The sequence below is a fragment of the Frigoribacterium sp. PhB160 genome (assembly GCF_003751785.1).
Classification (GTDB): Bacteria; Actinomycetota; Actinomycetes; order Actinomycetales; family Microbacteriaceae; genus Frigoribacterium.
This window is the reverse complement of sequence record NZ_RKIE01000001.1, coordinates 1,317,783-1,337,331: the sequence shown is the minus strand read 5'-3', so window position 1 is coordinate 1,337,331 and position 19,549 is coordinate 1,317,783. Positions and strand designations below refer to the sequence as shown.

Here is a 19,549-nt window from a genome sequence, read left to right as displayed (position 1 = left end):
GTGCCCCGCCCCGTGCGCAGAAGACTCCTCGCGTCCGTCGCCCTCGCGGCGGCCGGCCTGTTCGCGTTGACCGCGTGCTTCCCCGACCTGAGCACCCTGCAGCCGGCCGACGGGTCCGACCCCGGGTCGTCGGCGAGCGGAGGCTCGACGGCCGTCCCGCAGCCGCAGGTGACGGGCGGTCCCGACGCCGGCGGCCTCGGCACGTCTCCGGATGCGCTCGTGCCGGGCGGCACGTTGCTCAACCAGGTCAACTACAAAGACCTGACCATCTACGTCTACAGCGTGGGGCAGATCACGACGACGGCGCCCTCGATCTACGCCCGTCCCGACGGCACCGACCCGTACCCCGCCGGCACGAGCGTGGAGGCCACCGCCTACGTGCTCTCGAACGCGTCGCAGCGACGACTGGACCTCACCGACCTCAGCGCCGACTACTCGTCGTACGGCAACGCCCTCGCGACGCAGGACGTCTTCGCCGGCCGCGACCTGCTGACCGGGCTCGGGTACTCGACGTCGCTCGAGTCGAGCTTCCCGGCCGACGAGGCCACCTGGTACCTGCTGCCCGGCGAGCAGGCCGTGTTCGGCAACGCGTGGTTCCACCGGGCCTCCGACGGACCGTTGACGCTGCAGTTCCTCTGGCCGGCCGAGAGGATCTTCCTCGGGGCGAACGTCCAGTTCTGACGCGGCGGGCCCCGCGGCGCGGGAGGGGGCGGAGCCTCGGCGACGGGACCGCCGGGGTCGTGGCGGCCCGCGCCTCCTCGGGGCGTGGGGTCGGTCGTCGCCGGGTCAGCCCGGGGTGGGCGCGTCGACGGCGCCGCCGAAGCGCCGGGTGCGGCGGGCGTAGGTCGTGACGGCCTGCCAGAGGTCCTCACGGGTGAAGTCGGGCCAGAGCCGGTCGAGGAAGACCATCTCGGCGTAGGCCGACTGCCAGAGCATGAAGTTGCTCGTGCGCTGCTCTCCCGAGCTTCGGACGAAGAGGTCGACGTCGGGCAGGTCGGGCGCGTAGAGGTGCTTCTGGATGAGCTTCTCGCTGACGCCCGAGGGCTTGAGGCGGCCCGCGGCGACGTCGTCGGCGATGGCGCGCACCGCGTCGGCGATCTCGGTGCGGCCGCCGTAGTTGACGCACATGGTGAGGGTGAGGACGTCGTTGTCGCGGGTCAGCTCCTCGGCGAACTGCAGCTCCTTGATGACGGAGCCCCAGAGGCGCGGCTTGCGGCCGGCCCAGCGGACGCGCACGCCCCAGGCGTTCAGCTGGTCTCGACGGCGGTGCAGCACGTCGCGGTTGAAGCCCATGAGGAAGCGCACCTCGTCGGGCGAGCGCTTCCAGTTCTCGGTCGAGAACGCGTAGACGCTGAGGTGCTTCACGCCGAGCTGCACGGCCCCCGCGACCACGTCGAGGAGGCTCGCCTCGCCCGCCTTGTGGCCCTCGACGCGGGTGAGGCCGCGGCCGTTGGCCCAGCGGCCGTTGCCGTCCATGACGATGGCGACGTGCTCGGGCACGGCGGCGGCGGGCAGCTCGGGCGGGTAGAGGCCCGTCCAGTCGAGGGGGCGGTAGTCGACCGCGTCGCGGTGGGTCTTCTTCACGGGGTTCCTCCGGTGGGGGCGGCGGGGTGCGCGCCTCGGGTGGCGGGGCGCGCCTCCCCGGCCTGGGCGAGCGCCTCGGGCGACGGGGTCCCCGGCACGCGGAACGGGCGGCCCGGCTCGCGGTCGAGGTGCTGCATGGAGCGCAGCCCGCGCTCGAGGTGCCACTGCGTGTAGGCGGCGACCACGCCGCTGGCCTGGTTGCGGGTGCTCTCGTCGGCGGCCTCGGCGGTCGGCCAGTCTCCGGTCAGCAGGGCCGCGAGCAGGCCGAGCGTCTGCGGGGCCAGGCGCGGGGCTCCCGGAGGCGCGTGCGAGTCGGCCACCACCCCGCCCAGCTGGACGACGAAGGCCGAGTGCGGCCCGGGTGCACCCGTCACCGCGCAGTCCCCGAAGCTGGGCGACCAGCCGGCGACGCTCAGGGCACGGAGCAGGTACGAGTCGAGCGTCAGCTGCGGGTCGTGCTCGCGGCGGGACAGGGACCGGAGCGCCCCGACGAGGAGGAGGTACTGCTGCAGGCCGGCCTCCGCGTCGGTGAGCTTGTCGGCGGTCTCGACCATGACGCTGCCCGCCGTGTAGCTGGCGTAGTCGGAGGCGATCATGGCCCCGTAGGAGCCGAGGGACTCGGCCTGCTGCACGATGTCGAGGGACCGGCCCTCGTAGAGCTGGAGGTCGGCGACCATCATCGGCTCGAGCCGCGCGCCGAACTTCGAGCCGGTGCGGCGGACGCCCTTCGCGACGGCCCGGATCTTGCCGTGCTCGCGGCTGAGCATCGTGAGGATGCGGTCGGCCTCGCCCAGCTTGTGGGTGCGGAGGACGACGCATTCGTCGCGGTAGACAGGCACTCCCCCAGCATCCCACGCGTGGTACAAACGTCGGATGCACGCCACGGCCCTCGCCATCCCCCTCTGGGCCGATCTCCTGGCCGTCGGCGTCGGCAGCCTGCAGGGGGCGATGTTCGCGTCGGAGTTCAAGGACCGCCGGCTCGACCTGCTCGGCGTCGCCATCATCGGCATCGCGACCGGGCTCGGCGGGGGCATCCTCCGCGACGTGCTGCTCGGACAGGTGCCGCGGATGATGAGCGACAACTGGTACCTCGTCGTCGCCGTCGGCGCGGCCCTGGCGGGCATGGCGCTGCAGCGGGTCTTCCATCGTCTGGCCGGGCTCATCACCGTGCTCGACGCCCTCACCATCGGGCTCTTCGGGGCCATCGGGTCGACGAAGGCGCTGTCGCTCGGCATCCCCGAGATCCCGGCCGTGTTCGTCGGGGTGATCTCGGCCGTCGGCGGGTCGGTGCTCCGCGACCTGCTCATGAACCTCACGATCGCGATGATGCACGTCGGGTCGCTCTATGCCATCGCGGCGGCCTCGGGCACCGTCGTGCTCGTCGTGCTCGCCTCGTTCGGCACGCCGGTCGCCGTCGCGGCGGTCGTCGGCACGTCGGTCACCCTCGTCGTGCGGCTGCTGGCGGTGCGCTTCGGGTGGACGCTGCCGGAGCAGCGCGCCCTCAGTCGGCTGCCGCGCTGGCGGCGGCCCCGCTGACGCTGCGCCCGCGGCCCAGCCTCGGTCGCGGCCCGCTGCCGCCCGGCCCCGCTGCCGCCCGGCCCCGCTGGCGCCCGGCCCCTGCCCCGCTGCCGCCCGGCCCCTGCCCCGACCACGGCACTGCGACGTCGGCAACTCCTGCGTTCGTGCGACCGCAGACGCGTCCCGGCGCGGAGGTCGCACTCGAGCAGGAGTTGCCGACCGGCCGGGTGTGGTCGACGGGCGGCGCCGATCGGCCGATGGCCGGGCGGCCCGGCCGGGGGTGGTCAGTGACCGGGGCCCGCCGACCGGAGACCGAGCGGCCCCGGCCGGGGCGTCAGACGGCGGCGAGCTCCCGGTCGGGAGCCTGCTGCCGGATGGCGCGGTTGACGGCCGACACGATCGCGCGGAGGGACGCCGTCGAGCTGTCGGCGTCGATGCCGACGCCCCACAGGCGCGTGCCGTCGACGTCGAGGTCGACGTACGCGGCGGCCTGCGCGTCCCCGCTCGCGCTGAGGGTGTGCTCGACGAAGTCGTAGAGCTTGACCTCGACGCCGTGCGCCGCCAGGACGGCGAGGAACGCGGCGATCGGGCCCGTGCCCGTGCCGGTCGTGGTCTCACGGTCGTCCCCGACGCGCAGCTCGACGTCGAGGTGCGTCTCGCCGCTCATGTCGCTCGACGTGCTCGTGCGGGTCAGCTCGAAGCGGCCCCACTTCTCGGCGGCGTCGTCGGCCGGCAGGTACTCGTCGCGGAAGATCGACCAGATGTGCGCGCTCGTCATCTCGCCGCCCTCGACGTCGGTGCGCGACTGCACGACCCCGCTGAACTCGATCTGGAGCTTGCGCGGCAGGTCGATGGCGTGGTCGGCCTTCAGCAGGTACGCGACGCCGCCCTTGCCCGACTGCGAGTTGACGCGGATGACGGCCTCGTAGCTGCGACCCAGGTCTTTCGGGTCGACGGGCAGGTACGGCACCGCCCACTCGAGGTCGTCGACGGCGACGCCGCGCGACGCGGCCGTGGCCGCCATGGCCTCGAAGCCCTTCTTGATGGCGTCCTGGTGCGAGCCGGAGAACGCCGTGTAGACGAGGTCGCCGGCCCAGGGGCTGCGCTCGTGGACGGGCAGCTGGTTGCAGTGCTCGGCGGTGCGCTTGACCATGTCGAGGTCGCTGAAGTCGATCTGCGGGTCGATGCCCTGCGTGAAGAGGTTGATGCCCAGCGCGACGAGGTCGACGTTGCCGGTGCGCTCGCCGTTGCCGAACAGGCACCCCTCGATGCGGTCGGCCCCGGCGAGGTAGCCCAGCTCGGCGGCGGCGATGCCGGTGCCGCGGTCGTTGTGCGGGTGCAGCGACAGCACGACGCTGTCGCGGCGGGCGAGGTGACGGTGCATCCACTCGATCGAGTCGGCGTAGACGTTCGGGGTCGCCATCTCGACGGTGGCGGGCAGGTTCAGGATCACCGGGCGTTCCGGCGTCGCGTAGAAGGCCTCGACGACCCGGTCGCAGATCTCGAGGGCGAAGTCGAGCTCGGTCCCCGTGTAGCTCTCGGGCGAGTACTCGTAGAAGACCTGCGTCTCGGGGATGGTGGCCTCGTACCGGCGGCAGAGGCGCACCCCCTCGAGGGCGATGTCGACGATGCCCTGCCGGTCGGTGCGGAAGACCACCTCGCGCTGCAGGACGCTCGTCGAGTTGTAGAGGTGGACGATGGCCTGCTTCGCCCCCGCGATCGACTCGTAGGTGCGGGCGATGAGGTGCTCGCGGGCCTGGGTCAGCACCTGGATGGTGACGTCGTCGGGGATGGCGCCCTCGTCGATGAGGCTGCGGACGAAGTCGAAGTCGGTCTGCGAGGCGCTCGGGAACCCGACCTCGATCTCTTTGTAGCCCATGCCGACGAGCAGGTCGAACATGATGCGCTTGCGCTCGGGGCTCATCGGGTCGATGAGCGCCTGGTTGCCGTCGCGGAGGTCGACGGCACACCAGCGGGGCGCCTCCGTGATGCGCTTCGACGGCCACGTGCGGTCGGGCAGGTCGACGACGATCTGCTCGTGGAACGGGCGGTACTTGTGGATCGGCATCGCCGACGGCTTCTGTGCGTTCTTCATGGTCTCAGGTCTCCTCTGCCCGGCGGGGCAGCTCGCGGTGGGGGTGTCGGCCGACGACGGACTCCGCGACGAGGGGGGGCCTGGGTCAGGACTCGTCGCGGCAGCTAAGGAGGAGCAGACCGCACAGCACGCGTCGAGGCTAGCACCCCGCCCGAGCCGGGTGCGTCAGTCGGCGAGCCCGTGCTCGTAGGCGTAGACCACGAGCTGGACACGGTCGCGGAGGGACAGCTTCGACAGCACGCGGCTGATGTGCGTCTTGACGGTCGCTTCGCTGAGGTACTCCCGGCCGGCGATCTCGGCGTTGCTGAGACCGCGGGCCGCGAGGTCGAAGATGTCGCGCTCGCGCGAGGTGAGGGTGCCGAACGCCTCGGGGACGGCGGCGGCCCTCGACCGGCGGGCGTCGAAGTGCTCGAACAGCTCGCGCGTCGCCGAGGCCGCGATGACGGCGTTGCCCGCGTGCACCGTGCGGATGGCCGCGAGGAGGAACTCGGGGTCGGCGTCCTTGAGCACGAAGCCGCTGGCCCCGCCGCGGATCGCGCGCGTCGCGGCCTCGTCGAGGTCGAAGGTCGTGAGGACGATGATGCGCGGCGGCTTCCGGGCCGCGGCCTCGGCTTGCTGCAGCACGGCGGTCGTCGCGGCGATGCCGTCCATGACCGGCATGCGGATGTCCATCAGGACCACGTCGGGGCGCGTCTCGGCGACCATGGCGACGCCCTCCTCGCCGTTGCTGGCCTCGCCGACGAACTCGAGGTCGGGCTGGGACCCGACGAGCATCTTGATGCCGGCCCGGAAGAGGGCCTGGTCGTCGACGAGGGCGACGCGGACGGCTGCGGGGGCCGGCCGGGTCGGCGGGGTGTACGAGGGTGCGTCGGTCATCGGCGTATGCCTACTTCTTGGGTGAGGGCGAGGGTGGGGACGATCGCGTGGACCACGAAGCGGCCGTCGGCGTTCTGGGTGGTGAGCGAGCCGCCGGCGAGCGTGGCGCGTTCGCGCATGCCGTCGAGCCCGTGGCCGCCGCGCCGGTCGGAGCCGCCGAGCTCCGCGGCGACCCGCACGTCGAGCGGCTCGGTCGGCGGTCGGACGATGTTCGTCACCACGACGTGGAGGGCGTCGTACTGCCAGTCGAAGAGGAGGTCGACGGGCTGGCCCGCCGCCCCGTGGCGGAGCACGTTCGTCAGCGACTCCTGCACGATGCGGAAGACGGCGAGCTGCCGGTTGGTGCCGAGCTGCTGGACGACGCCCTGCTCTCGGCGGACGACGTCCAGGCCGGAGGCGCGCATCTGGTCGAGCAGGCGGTCGAGATCGCCCAGGGCCGGCTGGGGCGCCTCCCCCTGGCTGTGGCGGAGCTGGCCGAGGAGCACCCGCACGTCGCCGAGGGCCTCCCGCGCCGTGGACGCGATCGTCACGAGCGCGCTGTCGACCGTGGCCGGGTCGGCACGGGCGGCGTAGCGGGCGCCGTCGGCCTGGGCGATGACGACCGCGAGCGAGTGGGCGACGACGTCGTGCATGTCGCGCGCGATGCGGTTGCGCTCTTGCTCGACGGCGATGTCGCGCTCGGCGCGCGCGGCCTCGCGCTCGACCCGCGCGACCTCGTTCTCGGCACGGGCCGTCTCTCGCTCGGCGACGAGCTGGGCCTCGCGGCTCAGCCGCGCCGACGACCGCGTCCGGGCCAGGAGCCCCGCGGCCCACGGCAGGCCGAGGAGCGCGAGGAACCCGAGGAACGTGATTCCCAGCTGGAGGGCGATCCGCACGAGGTCTTGGAGGCTGTAGATGTTGTAGTCGATGCCGAAGAGGGTCGTCTGCACCGTCGAGACGTAGAACGTGCCGACGGCGGCGCCCACCACGACGGACGCCAGGCCGCACCACTTCGCGACGTCGGAGCCGTAGGCGGCGACCGTGTAGAGGACCACGCAGACCGCGAGGTTGCTGACGCCCGGCGACACGAGGGCCAGCATCTCGCCGACGGCGACGACCCACGCGACCGTGAGCGCGAGGCCCGGCGCCGCACGCCGGAGGGCGAGGGCCGCCATCATGCCGAGCACGACGAGGGACGCAGCCCCGCCGCCGTCGCCGAAAGCGACCGCCACGAGGCCCAGGAGCCCCGCGGCCGCGAGGTCGACGACGACCTGGTACGGCGCGAGTCGGCGGAAGCTCATCGCACCACCGTAGGGCCCTGCGCGACGCGGGCGCCTCCCGGACGCCGACCCGACGACCTCCGGCGGACGGGGATCATCCTGGGGAGGGACCGTCAGAAGCCGAGTCGGCCCAGCAGCTTCGGGTCGCGCTGCCAGTCCTTCGCCACCTTGACCCGGATCGACAGGAAGACCTGCTTGCCGACGAGCGGCTCGATCTGGGCCCGGGCCCGCTCGCCGACCTCGCGCAGCCGCGAGCCGCCCTTGCCGATGACGATGGCCTTCTGGCTGTCGCGCTCGACGAAGAGGTTCGCGTAGATCTCGAGCAGGTCTTTGTCGTCGCGCTCGATCATGTCGTCGATGGTGACGGCCAACGAGTGGGGCAGCTCGTCCTGCACGCCCTCGAGGGCGGCCTCGCGGACGAACTCCGAGACCCGGTCCTGCAGCAGCTCCTCCGTCACGGCGTCGGCCGGGTAGAGGGGCTGCGACAGCGGCATGAGCTTGAGCAGCTCGGTGGCGAGCACGTCGAGCTGCACGTCGCCGACGGCCGAGAGCGGGATGATCGCCTCCCAGTCGCGCAGCCGGCTCACCGCGAGCAGCTGCTCGGCGACCGCGGGCCGCGAGGTCGTGTCGGTCTTCGTGACGATCGCGACCTTCTTCGCGCGGGGGAACGCGTCGAGCTGCTCGTTGATGAACTTGTCGCCCGGTCCGATCTTCTCGTCGGCCGGCACGCAGAACCCGATGACGTCGACGTCGCCGAGGGTCGTCTGCACGACGTCGTTCAGCCGTTCGCCGAGCAGCGTGCGCGGACGATGCATGCCGGGCGTGTCGACGAGCACGAGCTGGCCGGCCGCCGAGTGCACGATGCCGCGGATCGCGCGACGCGTCGTCTGCGGCTTCGACGACGTGATGGCCACCTTCTCGCCGACGAGCGCGTTCGTCAGCGTCGACTTGCCGACGTTCGGCCGCCCCACGAACGAGACGAAGCCCGCCCGGTAGCTGGAGCCCGCGGGAGGCGCGGAGGAGGTGCGGTCGTCGTCGCCGGTGGTCGTCATGGTGCTTCTCTCGTCGTGGTCGTCGCCCCGGGGGCGGCGGTGGTCAGTGGTCGCGGTCGGTCTCGGCGAAGGCCGCCTGGGCCGACGCGAGCTCGGGGTCGCGCTGCACGAGGACCGTCTGCAGGTCGTGGCGGCGCCCCTCGGTGCGGTCGGCCGTCAGCACGAGGCCCGACACGGTGACGGTCGAGCCCTTCTCCGGCAGCCGGCCCAGGTGCTTGGTCAGGAGGCCGCCGACCGAGTCGACGTCGTCGTCGTCGAGCTCGAGCCCGAAGAGGTCGCCGAGCTCGTCGACGGGCAGGCGCGCGCTCACGCGGAACACGCCGTCCGAGATCTCGCGGTGGGCGGCGACCGTGCGGTCGTACTCGTCGCTGATGTCGCCGACGAGCTCCTCGATGAGGTCTTCGAGGGTGACCAGGCCGGCGATGCCGCCGTACTCGTCGACGACCATGGCGAGGTGGTTCTTGTCGAGCTGCATCTGGCGCAGCGCGTCGTCGGCCTTCTTCGACTCGGGCACGAAGACCGCGGGCCGGGCGAGCTGGGTGACGGGCGCGCTGTCGTCGCCGGCGTGCTCGTGGAGCCGCCGGGCGAGGTCGCGCAGGTAGATGACGCCGAGGACGTCGTCGTTGTCGCGGCCGACGACCGGCACGCGCGAGACGCCACGACCGAGGAAGAGGCTCATCGCCGCCCCGACCGTCGCGGTGGACTCGATGGTGACCATGTCGGTGCGCGGGATCATCACCTCGCGGATGACGGTGTCGCTGAACTCGAAGATCGAGTGGATCAGCTCGCGGTCGTCCTCTTCGAGCACGTCGAGCTCGGTGGCCTCGTCGACCATGCTGAGCAGCTGCTCCTCCGACGAGAACGACGCGCTGCGCGGCCGGCCCGGCGTGACGCGGTTGCCGAGCGCGACGAGGGCGTCGGCCAGGGGGCCGAGGACGACCCGGACGGCGCGCACGAGCCCCGCGGTCACGACCACGAGCTGTCGGGCGTGCTCGCGGCCGACGCTGCGAGGGCTCGAGCCCACGAGCACGAAGGACACGACCGTCATGATCAGGGCCGAGAGGAGGAGGGCCACCCACCAGCGCTCGACGGCGGTCGCGAACGCCAGCGAGACGAGCACGGCGGCCGAGGTCTCGGCGACGATGCGCATGAAGTTGACGGCGTTGACGTGCGCGCCGACGTCGTCGGCGATCGCGAGCAACGCCCGGCGGGCACGGGGCGACGCGTCGGCCTCTTCGTGGAGGTCGCCGCGGCTGAGGACGCCGAGCGCGGCGTCGACCGCGGCGAGCAGGCCGCCGAGGACCACGAGCACGACGGCCACGATGACGAACACGGTGACCATCACGAGGTCACCGGGTCTCGTCGGCGGCCGCGAACGCGGCCAGGATCTCGCGCTGCAGGCCGAACATCTCGCGCTCGTCGTCGGGCTCGGCGTGGTCGAAGCCCAGGAGGTGCAGGATGCCGTGGCACGTGAGCAGGAGCATCTCGTCGAGCGGCGTGTGCCCCGCCGTGGCGGCCTGGCTCACGGCGACCTGGGGGCAGACGACGATGTCGCCGAGCAGCCCGGCGGGCGTCGGGTCGTCCTCGGTGCCGGGTCGGAGCTCGTCCATGGGGAAGCTCAGCACGTCGGTCGGGCCGGGCTCGTCCATCCACTGCACGTGCAGCTGCTCCATCGCGGCCTCGTCGACGAGCACGATGGCGAGCTCGGCCTCGGGGTGCACGTGCATCTGGTCGAGGGCGAACGTCGCGAGCCGCTGGAGGGCGATCTCGTCGACCTCGACGCCGGACTCGTTGGCGACCTCGATGCTCATCGCGCCTCCTCCTGACGGGCGAAGCGCTGGGCCTGCCGTTCGGCGTCGTAGGTCGTGTAGGCGTCGACGATGCGGCCGACGAGGGTGTGGCGGACGACGTCGTCGCTCGTGAGCCGGGCGAAGTGGATGTCGTCGATGCCGTCGAGCACGCGCGTCACGAGCTGCAGGCCGCTGGCGCCCGTCGGAAGGTCGATCTGCGTCACGTCTCCCGTGACGACCATCTTCGAGCCGAAGCCGAGGCGGGTGAGGAACATCTTCATCTGCTCCGGCGTCGTGTTCTGCGCCTCGTCGAGGACCACGAAGGCGTCGTTGAGGGTGCGACCGCGCATGTACGCGAGGGGGGCCACCTCGACGGTGCCGGCGGCCAGGAGCTTCGGGACGAGTTCTGGGTCCATCATCTCGTTGAGGGCGTCGTAGAGGGGCCGCAGGTAAGGGTCGATCTTGTCGGTGAGCGTGCCGGGCAGGAAGCCGAGCCGCTCGCCGGCCTCGACGGCGGGCCTCGTGAGGATGATGCGCTGCACCTCGCGACGCTGGAGCGCCTGGACGGCCTTGGCCATGGCCAGGTAGGTCTTGCCCGTGCCGGCGGGGCCGATGCCGAACGTGATCGTGTGGGCGTCGATCGCCTCGACGTACTCGCGCTGGCCGAGGGTCTTCGCGCGGACGGACTTGCCGCGGCTGCCGACGATCGGCTGCCCGAAGACGTCGGAGGGAGCGGCCTGGCCGGAGTCGATCAGCCGCGCCGACGTCTCGACCTCGGACGGTGCGAGGTCGTGGCCGCCGCGCACCATGGTGACGAGCTCGTCGACGAGACCGCGGGCACGCTGCACCGAGGCGACAGGGCCCTCGAGGGCGACCTCGTTGCCGCGCACGAGCACGCGGACGTCGGGGTACTGCTTCTCGACGGCTCGGAGCAGGCGGTCTTGCGGGCCGAGCAGCTGGACCATGGCCACGCCGTCGACGGTGAGGTCGACGCGGACGGTCTCGCCGTCGGCGGGCCGGGGGCCGGTGGGCCGGGTGTCGCTAGTGGGCAAGGGAGCCTTCCTGGAGGAGTCCGCCCATGACGTGCGCGTGGACGTGGAACACGGTCTGGCCCACGGAGGGGCCGGTGTTGAAGACGAGGCGGAACTCGCCGTCGCCCGTGACGACGGGCGTGCCGTCGGCGGTGCGGAAGACGGAGGGGTCGCCGGCGAGGCGGCGGGCCGTCGCGACGACCTCCGCCAGGAGGGCGGGATCGCCTGCCGCGAGCTCGGCGACGTCGCGCCACCGCTCGGTCTTGGGGACGACGAGGAGGTGCACGGGCGCCTGGGGCTCGACGTCGCGGAACGCGATGACCGCGTCGCTCTCGAAGACGATGTCGGCGGGGATCTCGCGCGCCACGATGCGGCTGAAGACGGACGGCTCGGCGGCCGTGGTGTCGGGGGCGGACATGCCGACCATGCTACCGGCGGGCACCGACATCGGCCCCGCCCCGTCCGCTACCAGCGTCCGAGCCGGACGCTGAGGACCGCCAGGGCCGCAGGACCGGCCGTCGACGTCCGCAGCACCGAGTCGCCGAGGCGCACCGGCGTCGCGCCCGCCTCCGAGAGGAGCGCGAGCTCGGCGGGCGAGACGCCGCCCTCGGGGCCGACCACGACCGTGACGACGGAGGGGGCGCCTCCCGCGGTCGTCGCCCCGGCCGGCGACAGGTCGACGTCCGACAGCGCCGCCGCGGCGGTCGGCTCGAGCACCAGCACGCGGTCGCCCGCGGCGGCCCGCGCCGCGAGCTGCTTCGTCGTCGACAGCTCGACCACCTCGGGGGCGAACGGCCGCACCGACTGCTTCGTGGCCTCCCGCGTGACGGCGCGCCAGCGGGCGAGGCCCTTGGCGACCTTCGGCCCCTCCCAGCGCGAGATGCTGCGGGCCGCCGCCCAGGGCACGACCTCGTCGACGCCGAGCTCCGTCGCGGCCTGGACCGCGAGCTCGTCGCGGTCGCCCTTGGCGAGCGCCTGCGCGAGCACGAGCCGGGTCGCGGGGCGCTCGTGCGTGGTCACCTGTCCGACGACCAGCACCAGGCGGTCGCCGGAGGCCTCGGCGACCTCGCCGCGCACGACGAGCCCGCGCCCGTCTCCCACGGTGAGGTCGTCTCCGACCCGCACCCGGCTGACGGTCACGGCGTGCCGTGCCTCGGGCCCGCTGACGACCACCGACGCCCCGACGGCGGTGTCGGCGAGCTGCTCGACCAGGTAGAAGTGCGCCACGATCAGAAGTTGAGGAACCGGTCGCGCAGCTTGCCGAAGAGGCCCTGCTGGAACTGCGACAGCTCGGGCGCCTGGCCCTTGCGGCCGGCCGCGAACTTCTCCATCAGCTCGCGCTCCTTGTGGCTCAGCTTCGTCGGCGTGACGACCTGGACGCCGATCTTGAGGTCGCCCCGGCCCGTGCCGCGGAGCTTCGTGACGCCGCGGTCGCGGATCGTGATGACGTCGGCGCTCTGGGTGCCGGGCTTGATCTCGAGCTCGACCGACCCGTCGAGCCCCTCGAGGGTCGTCTCGGTGCCGAGCACGGCGTCGGCCATCTGCACCTCGAGCGTCGCGAGGAGGTCGTCGCCGTTGCGGCTGTAGACGTCGTGGTGGCGCACCTTCACCTCGAGGTAGAGGTCGCCGTTGGGGCCGCCGGCCTGGCCGACCTCGCCCTGGCCGGGCAGCTGGAGGCGGAGGCCCGTGTCGACGCCCGCGGGGATGTCGATCGGGATGGTGCGGCGGGCGCGGACCCGGCCCTGGCCCTGGCAGGTGGGGCACGGGTTCGGGATGACCGTGCCGTAGCCGCGGCAGGTGCCGCACGGGCTCGACGTCATGACGTTGCCGAGCAGCGAGCGGACGGTGCGCTGGATCTGGCCCGACCCGTGGCAGATGTCGCAGGTCTGGGGCGACGTGCCGGGCGCGCAGCACGAGCCGTTGCAGGTCTCGCAGAGGACGGCCGTGTCGACCTCGATGTCGCGCTGCGTGCCGAACACGACGTCGTCGAGGTCGATCTCGAGGCGCAGCAGCGCGTCCTGGCCGCGCTCGCGACGCGACCGGGGGCCCTGGCGCTGCCCTCCGCCTCCCCCGCCGCCGAAGAACGCGTCGAAGATGTCGCCGAAGCCCGCGGCGCCTCCCCCGCCGCCGCCGAACCCGGCCTGCGGGCCGAGGTCGTAGCGCTCGCGTTGCTGCGGGTCGCTCAGCACGTCGTAGGCGTGCGTGACGTCCTTGAACCGCTCGGACGCCTCCGGGCTGGGGTTCACGTCGGGGTGCAGCTCGCGCGCGAGCCTGCGGTACGCCTTCTTGATCTCGTCGGGGGTCGCCTGACGGTCGACCCCGAGCACGTCGTAATGATCAGCCACTGGTTCTCGTCTGCCTCTTGGTGGTGTCCGTGCCCCGCGTCGGTCGCAGGGCTGTCGTGTGTCGGTCTGGTCAGGGGGGCGGCGCGGCGACGTCGCCGGGCCGGGGCGCGCCCGGGGGCGGGCGCAGCCGGTCGGGGCTCACCGCTCGGCGAGCAGGGTCGAGAGGTACCTCGCCACGGCCCGCACGGCCGCCATGTTCGTCGAGTAGTCCATGCGCATCGGGCCGAGCACGCCGAGCCGGGCGACCTCGCTGCCCGACGAGGTGTAGCCGCTCGCGAGCACGGAGGTCTGCGAGAGGCCGAAGGAGGCGTTCTCGCGTCCGATGCTCGCCGCGACGTCGACGGCGTCGAGCTGCATCTCGCCGAAGAGGCGGAGCAGCGTGACCTGTTCCTCGATGGCCTCGAGGACGGGGAACAGGCTGCCGCTGAAGTCGTCCTCGGTGCGGACGAGGTTCGCGGCGCCGGCCATGACGAGACGCTCCTGCCGCCCGCTCGCCACCTGCTCGACGAGGCTGGCCGCCACGGGGCCGACCACCGGCGCGAGGTCGGGCCGGAAGCGCGCGGGCAGCTCGGCGAGGGCCGCCGCGGCGTCGCTCAGGGCGGCCCCGCCGACGAGCCCGTTGACCGAGCTGCGGAGCTCGCCGAGGAACGCCTCGTCGACCGGCGTCGGCAGGTCGACGACGCGCTGCTCGACCTGCCCGGTATCGGTGATGAGGACCGTCATCACGCGACGGTCGCCGAGGCTGACGAGCTCGACGTGCCGCACCCGGGCCCGCGAGAAGGAGGGGTACTGGACGAGCGCCACCTGGTTCGTCAGCTGGCTGAGCAGTCGCACGGTGCGCGTGAGCACCTCGTCGAGGTCGGCCGAGTCGCCGAGGAAGGTCTCGATGGCCTGCCGCTGCGCGGCGGTGAGCGGTCGCAGGTCGGCGAGCTGGTTGACGAAGAGCCGGTAGCCCTTGTCGGTCGGCACGCGGCCGCTCGACGTGTGCGGCGCCGTGATCAGCTCCTCCTCCTCGAGGAGGGCCATGTCGTTGCGGATCGTCGCCGCCGAGACGCCGAACTGGTGCCGCTCGACGATCGACCGGGAGCCCACGGGCTCCCGCGACGCCACGTAGTCGTGCACGATGACGCGGAGCACCTCGAGACCTCGTTCCGAGACCACGGCGCACCTCCTCCTCGCACGGACCACCGCGGGGCGGACGCCGCCTGCGTCTCCCCGGGCCTGCTGGCACTCGCCGTGCCAGACTGCCAATGCTACGTCACCTCCGCCGCGCGGCCTACTCGCGACGCACCCCGCTGCCCTAGGCTCGGCACGACGCTCGCCGGACCAGGCGGTCCGGTCGCTCCCCGGACGCGACCGGCGACGAGGAGGCGCGGCAGGCGTCCCCGAGACCGACCGACGACGAATGGTGAGCACGACATGACCGACACCCCTCCCTCGCAGCCGCACGACCCGTACGCCAAGGACGGCCAGGGCCAGCCCGGGCAGCCCCCCTACGGCCAGCCCCAGCAGGGCCAGCCCGCGTACGGCCAGCCCCAGCAGGGCCAGCCCGCGTACGGCCAGCCCCAGCAGGGCCAGCACGGCCAGCCGCAGCAGCCCCAGCCGGGCTACGGCTACCAGCAGCCCGTGCAGCCGATGCGCCCCGAGGACGAGAAGCTCTGGTCGACCCTCATCCACCTCGGCGGCATCCTGTTCGGCTTCCTCGCGCCGCTGATCGGCTACCTCGTGCTCAAGGACCGCGGCCCGTTCATCCGCGAGCACACCCGCGTGGCCCTGAACTTCCAGATCACGATGGGCATCGCCGGCGTCATCGGGGCGATCCTCTGGGTCGTCCTGGTCGGCTACCTCGTCAGCGCCGCCGTCGGCATCGTGGTCGTCGTCTTCTCGATCCTCGCCGCGGTCGCAGCCAACAAGGGCGAGTACTACAAGTACCCGCTGACGATCGAGTTCATCAAGCAGTAGCCGACGGTCCACCACCGCGCGAGGCGCGTCTCCGACCAGGAGGCGCGCCTCGCGTCATGCAGGCAGCAGTCGGCGGACGACGGCGTCGGCCATCAGCCGGCCCGTCCGCGTCAGGACGATCGACCCGGCGATCGCGTCGCGGCCCTCGATCCAGCCGTCCGCGATCAGCCCGGCCACCTCGCGGGCGCCCTCGGGGTCGAGGTCGGCGACCGGCAGGCCCTCCCGCGTGCGGACGGCGAGCAGCACGCGCTCGACGCGGCGGGTCTCGGCGTCGAGGGTCTCGCGGCCGGCACCGGGCGACTCCCCCGCGACGATCCGCTGGCCGTAGGCGGCCGGGTGCTTGACGTTCCACCACCGCACGCCTCCGACGTGGCTGTGGGCGCCCGGCCCGACGCCCCACCAGTCGTGGCCGCGCCAGTACGAGAGGTTGTGGCGGGAGCGGTGCTCGACGCCGCGCGACCAGTTGCTGACCTCGTACCAGTCGTAGCCGGCGTCGGCCAGGCGCTCGTCGGCCAGCTCGTACATGTCGGCCGCGGTGTCGTCGTCGGGCTGTGCCACCTCGCCGCGGCGGATCTGGCGGGCCAGCTTCGTGCCGTCCTCGACGATCAGCGAGTAGGCGGAGAGGTGGTCGGGCTCCTGCTCGAGCGCGACGTCGAGGGAGCGCCGCCAGTCGTCCAGGGTCTCGCCCGGGGTGCCGTAGATGAGGTCGAGGCTGACGTCGAGGCCCGCGTCGCGCGCCCAGGCGACGACGAGCGGGATCCTCTCGGGGTCGTGCGTCCGCTCGAGGGTCGCGAGCACGCTCGGCACGGCCGACTGCATGCCGAAGCTCACGCGGGTGAAGCCCGCGGCGGCGAGCGACCGGAGGTACTCGGCGTCGACGCTGTCGGGGTTGGCCTCGGTCGTGACCTCGGCGCCCGGCTCGAGGCCCCAGGCGTCGACGACGGCGTGCAGCATCGACGTCAGGTCGCCGACGGGCAGCATCGTCGGGGTGCCGCCGCCGAAGAAGACGGTCGACACGGCTCGCTCGGGCAGGCCCGCGTCGCGGAGGACGCCCTGGGCCAGGGCCACCTCGGCCACGGCCTGCGACGCGTAGTCGTCACGGCGGGCACCCCGGAGCTCGTCGCCCGTGTAGGTGTTGAAGTCGCAGTAGCCGCAGCGCACCCGGCAGAACGGCACGTGCAGGTAGACGCCGAGGTCGCGACCGGCGACGCCCTCGACGACGGACGTCGGCAGGGCGCCGTCGGCGGGCGCCGGGTCGGCGATCGGGAGGGCTCCCGGCACCGTCAGTGCTCCGGTCGCACGTCGCGGACCTCGTCCGGTCCGTGCCGCCGCGACTCCTCGTCGTCGGCCGCCGCCGACGCGGCGGCGTCGAGGTCGACCTCGTCCGCCCCGGCCTCCTCGGCCGTGTCGGCGCCGGGCGTCTCGTTGAGGCTCAGCGCCCGGAGGTAGCGCTTCGTGTACTGGGTCTGCATCCGCTTCATCATCGGCGCGACCAGGCGCCACTTGGCGCTGCTGGGCTTCGAGAAGACGCGGATCGTGAGCCACACCGAGCCGTCCTCGGTCTGGTCGACGACCCAGCTCTCCTCGCCGCTGACGGGGTGGCCGTCGAGCGTGCCGTAGGCGAAGCCCTTCCGCTTCGGCTCGTCGATGACGTAGACGACGCGGACCGGCGCCTCGACGCGACGGCCGTACGCCTCCATCGTGAGGGTCGCCGTGGTGCCGGCCGTGAGGAAGGCCGTCCCGTCGGGCGCGTAGCGCGACTCGTCGGGCCGGGCGTCCCAGTGCGCCGCGTCGACGGGCTCGCCCGACTCGTCGAACGTCACCGGCCGGTAGTCGCTCTCGCCGGCGGGCGGCACGTCGTCGACACGGACGGAGATGCCGCTGCGCTCCTGGATCTGCCAGGTCATGGTGGCGATCCAGGCCGCCTCGAACCGCGCGTCGCCGTGCCCCACCCGGGTGCGGTACTCGGCCGGCGTGAAGCCGGCCGGCGGGTACTGCATCAGGTCGGGGGCCTGGGTGGCGCCGACCTCGCCGTAGCTGGTGCGGGTCTCTCGGTGCGTGGAGCGGCGCATGGGGCTACTTCTTGTCCTTCTTCTCGACGTCGCCCGACAGCGCGGCGATGAACGCCTCCTGGGGGACCTCGACGCGACCGATGGTCTTCATGCGCTTCTTGCCCTCCTTCTGCTTCTCGAGCAGCTTGCGCTTGCGGCTGATGTCGCCGCCGTAGCACTTGGCGAGGACGTCCTTGCGCATGGCGCGGATGCTCTCGCGGGCGATGATGCGGGCGCCGATGGCGGCCTGGATGGGCACCTCGAACTGCTGACGCGGGATGAGCTCGCGGAGGCGCCCGGTCATGAGCACGCCGTACGCGTACGCCTTGTCGCGGTGCACGATGGCGCTGAACGCGTCGACCTGCTCGCCCTGGAGCAGGATGTCGACCTTGACCAGGTCGGCCTCCTGGTCGCCGACGGGCTCGTAGTCGAGGCTCGCGTAGCCGGCGGTCTTCGACTTGAGGCTGTCGAAGAAGTCGAAGACGATCTCTCCGAGCGGCATCGCGTAGCGGATCTCGACGCGGTCCTCGCCGAGGTAGTCCATGCCGAGGAGGTTGCCGCGGCGCTGCTGGCAGAGCTCCATGATGACGCCGACGTAGTCCTTCGGGGCGAGGATCGCCGCCTTGACCATGGGCTCGCTCACGCTGGCGATCTTGCCGCCGGGGAACTCGCTCGGGTTGGTGACCGTGACGGTCTTCTTGTCGTCGGTCGTGACCTCGTAGACGACGCTCGGCGCCGTCGTGATGAGGTCGAGGCCGAACTCGCGCTCGAGGCGCTCGGTGATGATCTCGAGGTGCAGCAGCCCCAGGAAGCCGCAGCGGAAGCCGAAGCCCAGGGCGACCGACGTCTCGGGCTCGTAGACGAGCGCCGCGTCGGAGAGCTTGAGCTTGTCGAGCGCCTCGCGGAGGTCGGGGTAGTCGCTGCCGTCGATCGGGTAGAGGCCCGAGTAGACCATCGGCAGCGGCTCGGTGTAGCCCGGCAGGGCCTCGGTCGCGGGCTTCGCCGCGGTGGTGACGGTGTCGCCGACCTTCGACTGGCGGACGTCCTTCACGCCGGTGATGAGGTAGCCCACCTCGCCGACCGACAGGCCCTTGCTCGGCACCGGCTCGGGCGAGGAGACGCCGATCTCGAGGATCTCGTGCGTCGACTTCGTCGACATCATCTGGACCTTCTCGCGGGGGTGCAGCGTGCCGTCGATCATGCGGATGTACGTGACGACGCCGCGGTAGCTGTCGTAGACCGAGTCGAAGATCATCGCGCGCGGGGCCGCCCCGACGTCGCCCACCGGCGACGGGATGCGGTCGACGACGCGGTCGAGCAGCTCTTCGACGCCCATGCCGGTCTTGCCGCTGACGCGGAGGACGTCGGCCGGGTCGCCGCCGATCAGGCCCGCGAGCTCGGCCGCGTACTTGTCGGGGTCGGCGGCCGGCAGGTCGATCTTGTTGAGCACCGGGATGATCTCGAGGTCGTTCTCGAGGGCGAGGTAGAGGTTCGCGAGGGTCTGCGCCTCGATGCCCTGCGCGGCGTCGACGAGCAGGATCGCGCCCTCGCAGGCGGCGAGCGAGCGGGAGACCTCGTAGCTGAAGTCGACGTGCCCGGGGGTGTCGATCATGTTGAGCGCGAAGGTCTTGCCGTCGCGCTCCCACGGCATGCGGACCGCCTGGCTCTTGATCGTGATGCCGCGCTCGCGCTCGATGTCCATGCGGTCGAGGTACTGCGCCCGCATGGCCCGGCTCTCGACGACGCCCGTGATGCCGAGCATGCGGTCGGCGAGCGTCGACTTGCCGTGGTCGATGTGCGCGATGATGCAGAAATTGCGGAGCTGCTCGGGCGCGGTGGCGGCGGGCTCGAGTGCTCGGGAGGCTAGGGGGCTCACACGGTCCTCTGGGGGTGACGGGCGGGGGTGCGGCCATTCTCCCACGCCCGGGGCCGAGGCAGGGCCGGGTCGGCGCTGCCGCCCGGCCCGACGTCGGCCCCCCGCCCCGA

At 72.5% G+C, this 19,549-nt stretch carries 19 protein-coding genes; 3 read left to right on the top strand and 16 right to left on the bottom strand.

Features of this window, described 5'->3' with window-relative positions; all coding sequences use genetic code 11:
- Positions 1-12 precede the first annotated feature (12 nt).
- On the top strand, positions 13-681 hold the full coding sequence (locus tag EDF38_RS06290) for a hypothetical protein (protein ID WP_123354465.1): 669 nt from the start codon (positions 13-15) through the stop codon (positions 679-681).
- Positions 682-786: 105 nt separating this feature from the next.
- Here EDF38_RS06290 and EDF38_RS06285 read toward each other — a convergent pair whose 3' ends face one another.
- Complete coding sequence (locus EDF38_RS06285) at positions 787-1,584, bottom strand: isoprenyl transferase (RefSeq protein ID WP_123354464.1); 798 nt, start codon at positions 1,582-1,584, stop codon at positions 787-789.
- Entirely contained in the window at positions 1,581-2,423 is an 843-nt protein-coding gene (recO, locus tag EDF38_RS06280) for a DNA repair protein RecO (RefSeq protein ID WP_123354463.1), read from the bottom strand. Before recO ends, EDF38_RS06285 begins: the two co-directional genes overlap by 4 nt.
- Before the next feature lie 34 nt (positions 2,424-2,457).
- Between recO and EDF38_RS06275 the strand changes: the two genes are divergently transcribed.
- Positions 2,458-3,120 carry a trimeric intracellular cation channel family protein gene (locus EDF38_RS06275; RefSeq protein ID WP_123354462.1) on the top strand — a complete coding sequence of 221 codons (663 nt, stop codon included), beginning with the start codon at positions 2,458-2,460 and terminating at the stop codon, positions 3,118-3,120.
- Between the two features lie 316 nt (positions 3,121-3,436).
- Here the strand turns inward: EDF38_RS06275 and leuA are convergent, their stop codons facing one another.
- The 11 genes from leuA to hrcA form a co-directional block, all read right to left on the bottom strand.
- Entirely contained in the window at positions 3,437-5,197 is a 1,761-nt protein-coding gene (gene leuA / locus EDF38_RS06270; protein WP_123354461.1) for a 2-isopropylmalate synthase, read from the bottom strand.
- A 165-nt stretch (positions 5,198-5,362) separates the two neighbouring features.
- Complete coding sequence (locus EDF38_RS06265) at positions 5,363-6,073, bottom strand: response regulator transcription factor (protein ID WP_123354460.1); 711 nt, start codon at positions 6,071-6,073, stop codon at positions 5,363-5,365.
- A complete protein-coding gene (locus tag EDF38_RS06260) occupies positions 6,070-7,353 on the bottom strand; it encodes a sensor histidine kinase (RefSeq protein WP_123354459.1) in 1,284 nt (427 codons plus the stop codon). Before EDF38_RS06260 ends, EDF38_RS06265 begins: the two co-directional genes overlap by 4 nt.
- A 92-nt stretch (positions 7,354-7,445) precedes the next feature.
- On the bottom strand, positions 7,446-8,384 hold the full coding sequence (gene era, locus EDF38_RS06255) for a GTPase Era (protein ID WP_123354458.1): 939 nt from the start codon (positions 8,382-8,384) through the stop codon (positions 7,446-7,448).
- A gap of 43 nt (positions 8,385-8,427) precedes the next feature.
- Complete coding sequence (locus EDF38_RS06250) at positions 8,428-9,726, bottom strand: hemolysin family protein (protein ID WP_199734657.1); 1,299 nt, start codon at positions 9,724-9,726, stop codon at positions 8,428-8,430.
- Between the two features lie 7 nt (positions 9,727-9,733).
- A complete protein-coding gene (gene ybeY, locus EDF38_RS06245) occupies positions 9,734-10,195 on the bottom strand; it encodes an rRNA maturation RNase YbeY (protein WP_123354456.1) in 462 nt (153 codons plus the stop codon).
- On the bottom strand, positions 10,192-11,226 hold the full coding sequence (locus tag EDF38_RS06240; RefSeq protein ID WP_370275568.1) for a PhoH family protein: 1,035 nt from the start codon (positions 11,224-11,226) through the stop codon (positions 10,192-10,194). The genes ybeY and EDF38_RS06240 overlap by 4 nt, the downstream gene beginning before the upstream one ends.
- Positions 11,216-11,623, bottom strand: coding sequence for a histidine triad nucleotide-binding protein (locus EDF38_RS06235; RefSeq protein ID WP_123355065.1), 408 nt, complete (start codon positions 11,621-11,623; stop codon positions 11,216-11,218). The genes EDF38_RS06240 and EDF38_RS06235 overlap by 11 nt, the downstream gene beginning before the upstream one ends.
- Positions 11,624-11,670: 47 nt before the next feature.
- Positions 11,671-12,432, bottom strand: a complete 762-nt coding sequence (locus EDF38_RS06230) for a 16S rRNA (uracil(1498)-N(3))-methyltransferase (RefSeq protein WP_123354455.1) — start codon at positions 12,430-12,432, stop codon at positions 11,671-11,673.
- A gap of 2 nt (positions 12,433-12,434) precedes the next feature.
- A complete protein-coding gene (gene dnaJ / locus EDF38_RS06225) occupies positions 12,435-13,550 on the bottom strand; it encodes a molecular chaperone DnaJ (RefSeq protein ID WP_123354454.1) in 1,116 nt (371 codons plus the stop codon).
- 138 nt (positions 13,551-13,688) lie between these two features.
- Positions 13,689-14,711 carry a heat-inducible transcriptional repressor HrcA gene (gene hrcA / locus EDF38_RS06220; protein ID WP_123354453.1) on the bottom strand — a complete coding sequence of 341 codons (1,023 nt, stop codon included), beginning with the start codon at positions 14,709-14,711 and terminating at the stop codon, positions 13,689-13,691.
- A 258-nt stretch (positions 14,712-14,969) separates the two neighbouring features.
- On the opposite strand from hrcA, the gene EDF38_RS16370 reads away from it, so the two are divergent.
- Positions 14,970-15,512, top strand: a complete 543-nt coding sequence (locus tag EDF38_RS16370) for a DUF4870 domain-containing protein (protein WP_370275567.1) — start codon at positions 14,970-14,972, stop codon at positions 15,510-15,512.
- Positions 15,513-15,566: 54 nt separating this feature from the next.
- Here the strand turns inward: EDF38_RS16370 and hemW are convergent, their stop codons facing one another.
- From hemW to lepA, 3 genes are read right to left on the bottom strand one after another with little or no spacing between them, the layout of a single operon-like run.
- A complete protein-coding gene (hemW, locus tag EDF38_RS06210) occupies positions 15,567-16,793 on the bottom strand; it encodes a radical SAM family heme chaperone HemW (protein ID WP_123354452.1) in 1,227 nt (408 codons plus the stop codon).
- A 2-nt stretch (positions 16,794-16,795) separates the two neighbouring features.
- Positions 16,796-17,584 (bottom strand): DUF1990 family protein, encoded by a 789-nt coding sequence (locus EDF38_RS06205; protein WP_123354451.1) that lies wholly within the window; start codon positions 17,582-17,584, stop codon positions 16,796-16,798.
- Positions 17,585-17,588: 4 nt separating this feature from the next.
- On the bottom strand, positions 17,589-19,439 hold the full coding sequence (lepA, locus tag EDF38_RS06200) for a translation elongation factor 4 (RefSeq protein ID WP_123354450.1): 1,851 nt from the start codon (positions 19,437-19,439) through the stop codon (positions 17,589-17,591).
- Between the last annotated feature and the right edge of the window lie 110 nt (positions 19,440-19,549).

Excerpts from the sequence above, each read along its gene's own strand:
- EDF38_RS06275 (WP_123354462.1), top strand. The coding sequence starts at position 2,458 with ATGCACGCCACGGCCCTCGCCATCCCCCTCTGGGCCGATCTCCTGGCC.
- leuA (WP_123354461.1), bottom strand. The coding sequence starts at position 5,197 with ATGAAGAACGCACAGAAGCCGTCGGCGATGCCGATCCACAAGTACCGC.
- EDF38_RS06265 (WP_123354460.1), bottom strand. The coding sequence starts at position 6,073 with ATGACCGACGCACCCTCGTACACCCCGCCGACCCGGCCGGCCCCCGCA.
- EDF38_RS06260 (WP_123354459.1), bottom strand. The coding sequence starts at position 7,353 with ATGAGCTTCCGCCGACTCGCGCCGTACCAGGTCGTCGTCGACCTCGCG.
- era (WP_123354458.1), bottom strand. The coding sequence starts at position 8,384 with ATGACGACCACCGGCGACGACGACCGCACCTCCTCCGCGCCTCCCGCG.
- EDF38_RS06250 (WP_199734657.1), bottom strand. The coding sequence starts at position 9,726 with ATGGTCACCGTGTTCGTCATCGTGGCCGTCGTGCTCGTGGTCCTCGGC.
- ybeY (WP_123354456.1), bottom strand. The coding sequence starts at position 10,195 with ATGAGCATCGAGGTCGCCAACGAGTCCGGCGTCGAGGTCGACGAGATC.
- EDF38_RS06235 (WP_123355065.1), bottom strand. The coding sequence starts at position 11,623 with ATGTCCGCCCCCGACACCACGGCCGCCGAGCCGTCCGTCTTCAGCCGC.
- EDF38_RS16370 (WP_370275567.1), top strand. The coding sequence starts at position 14,970 with ATGACCGACACCCCTCCCTCGCAGCCGCACGACCCGTACGCCAAGGAC.
- EDF38_RS06205 (WP_123354451.1), bottom strand. The coding sequence starts at position 17,584 with ATGCGCCGCTCCACGCACCGAGAGACCCGCACCAGCTACGGCGAGGTC.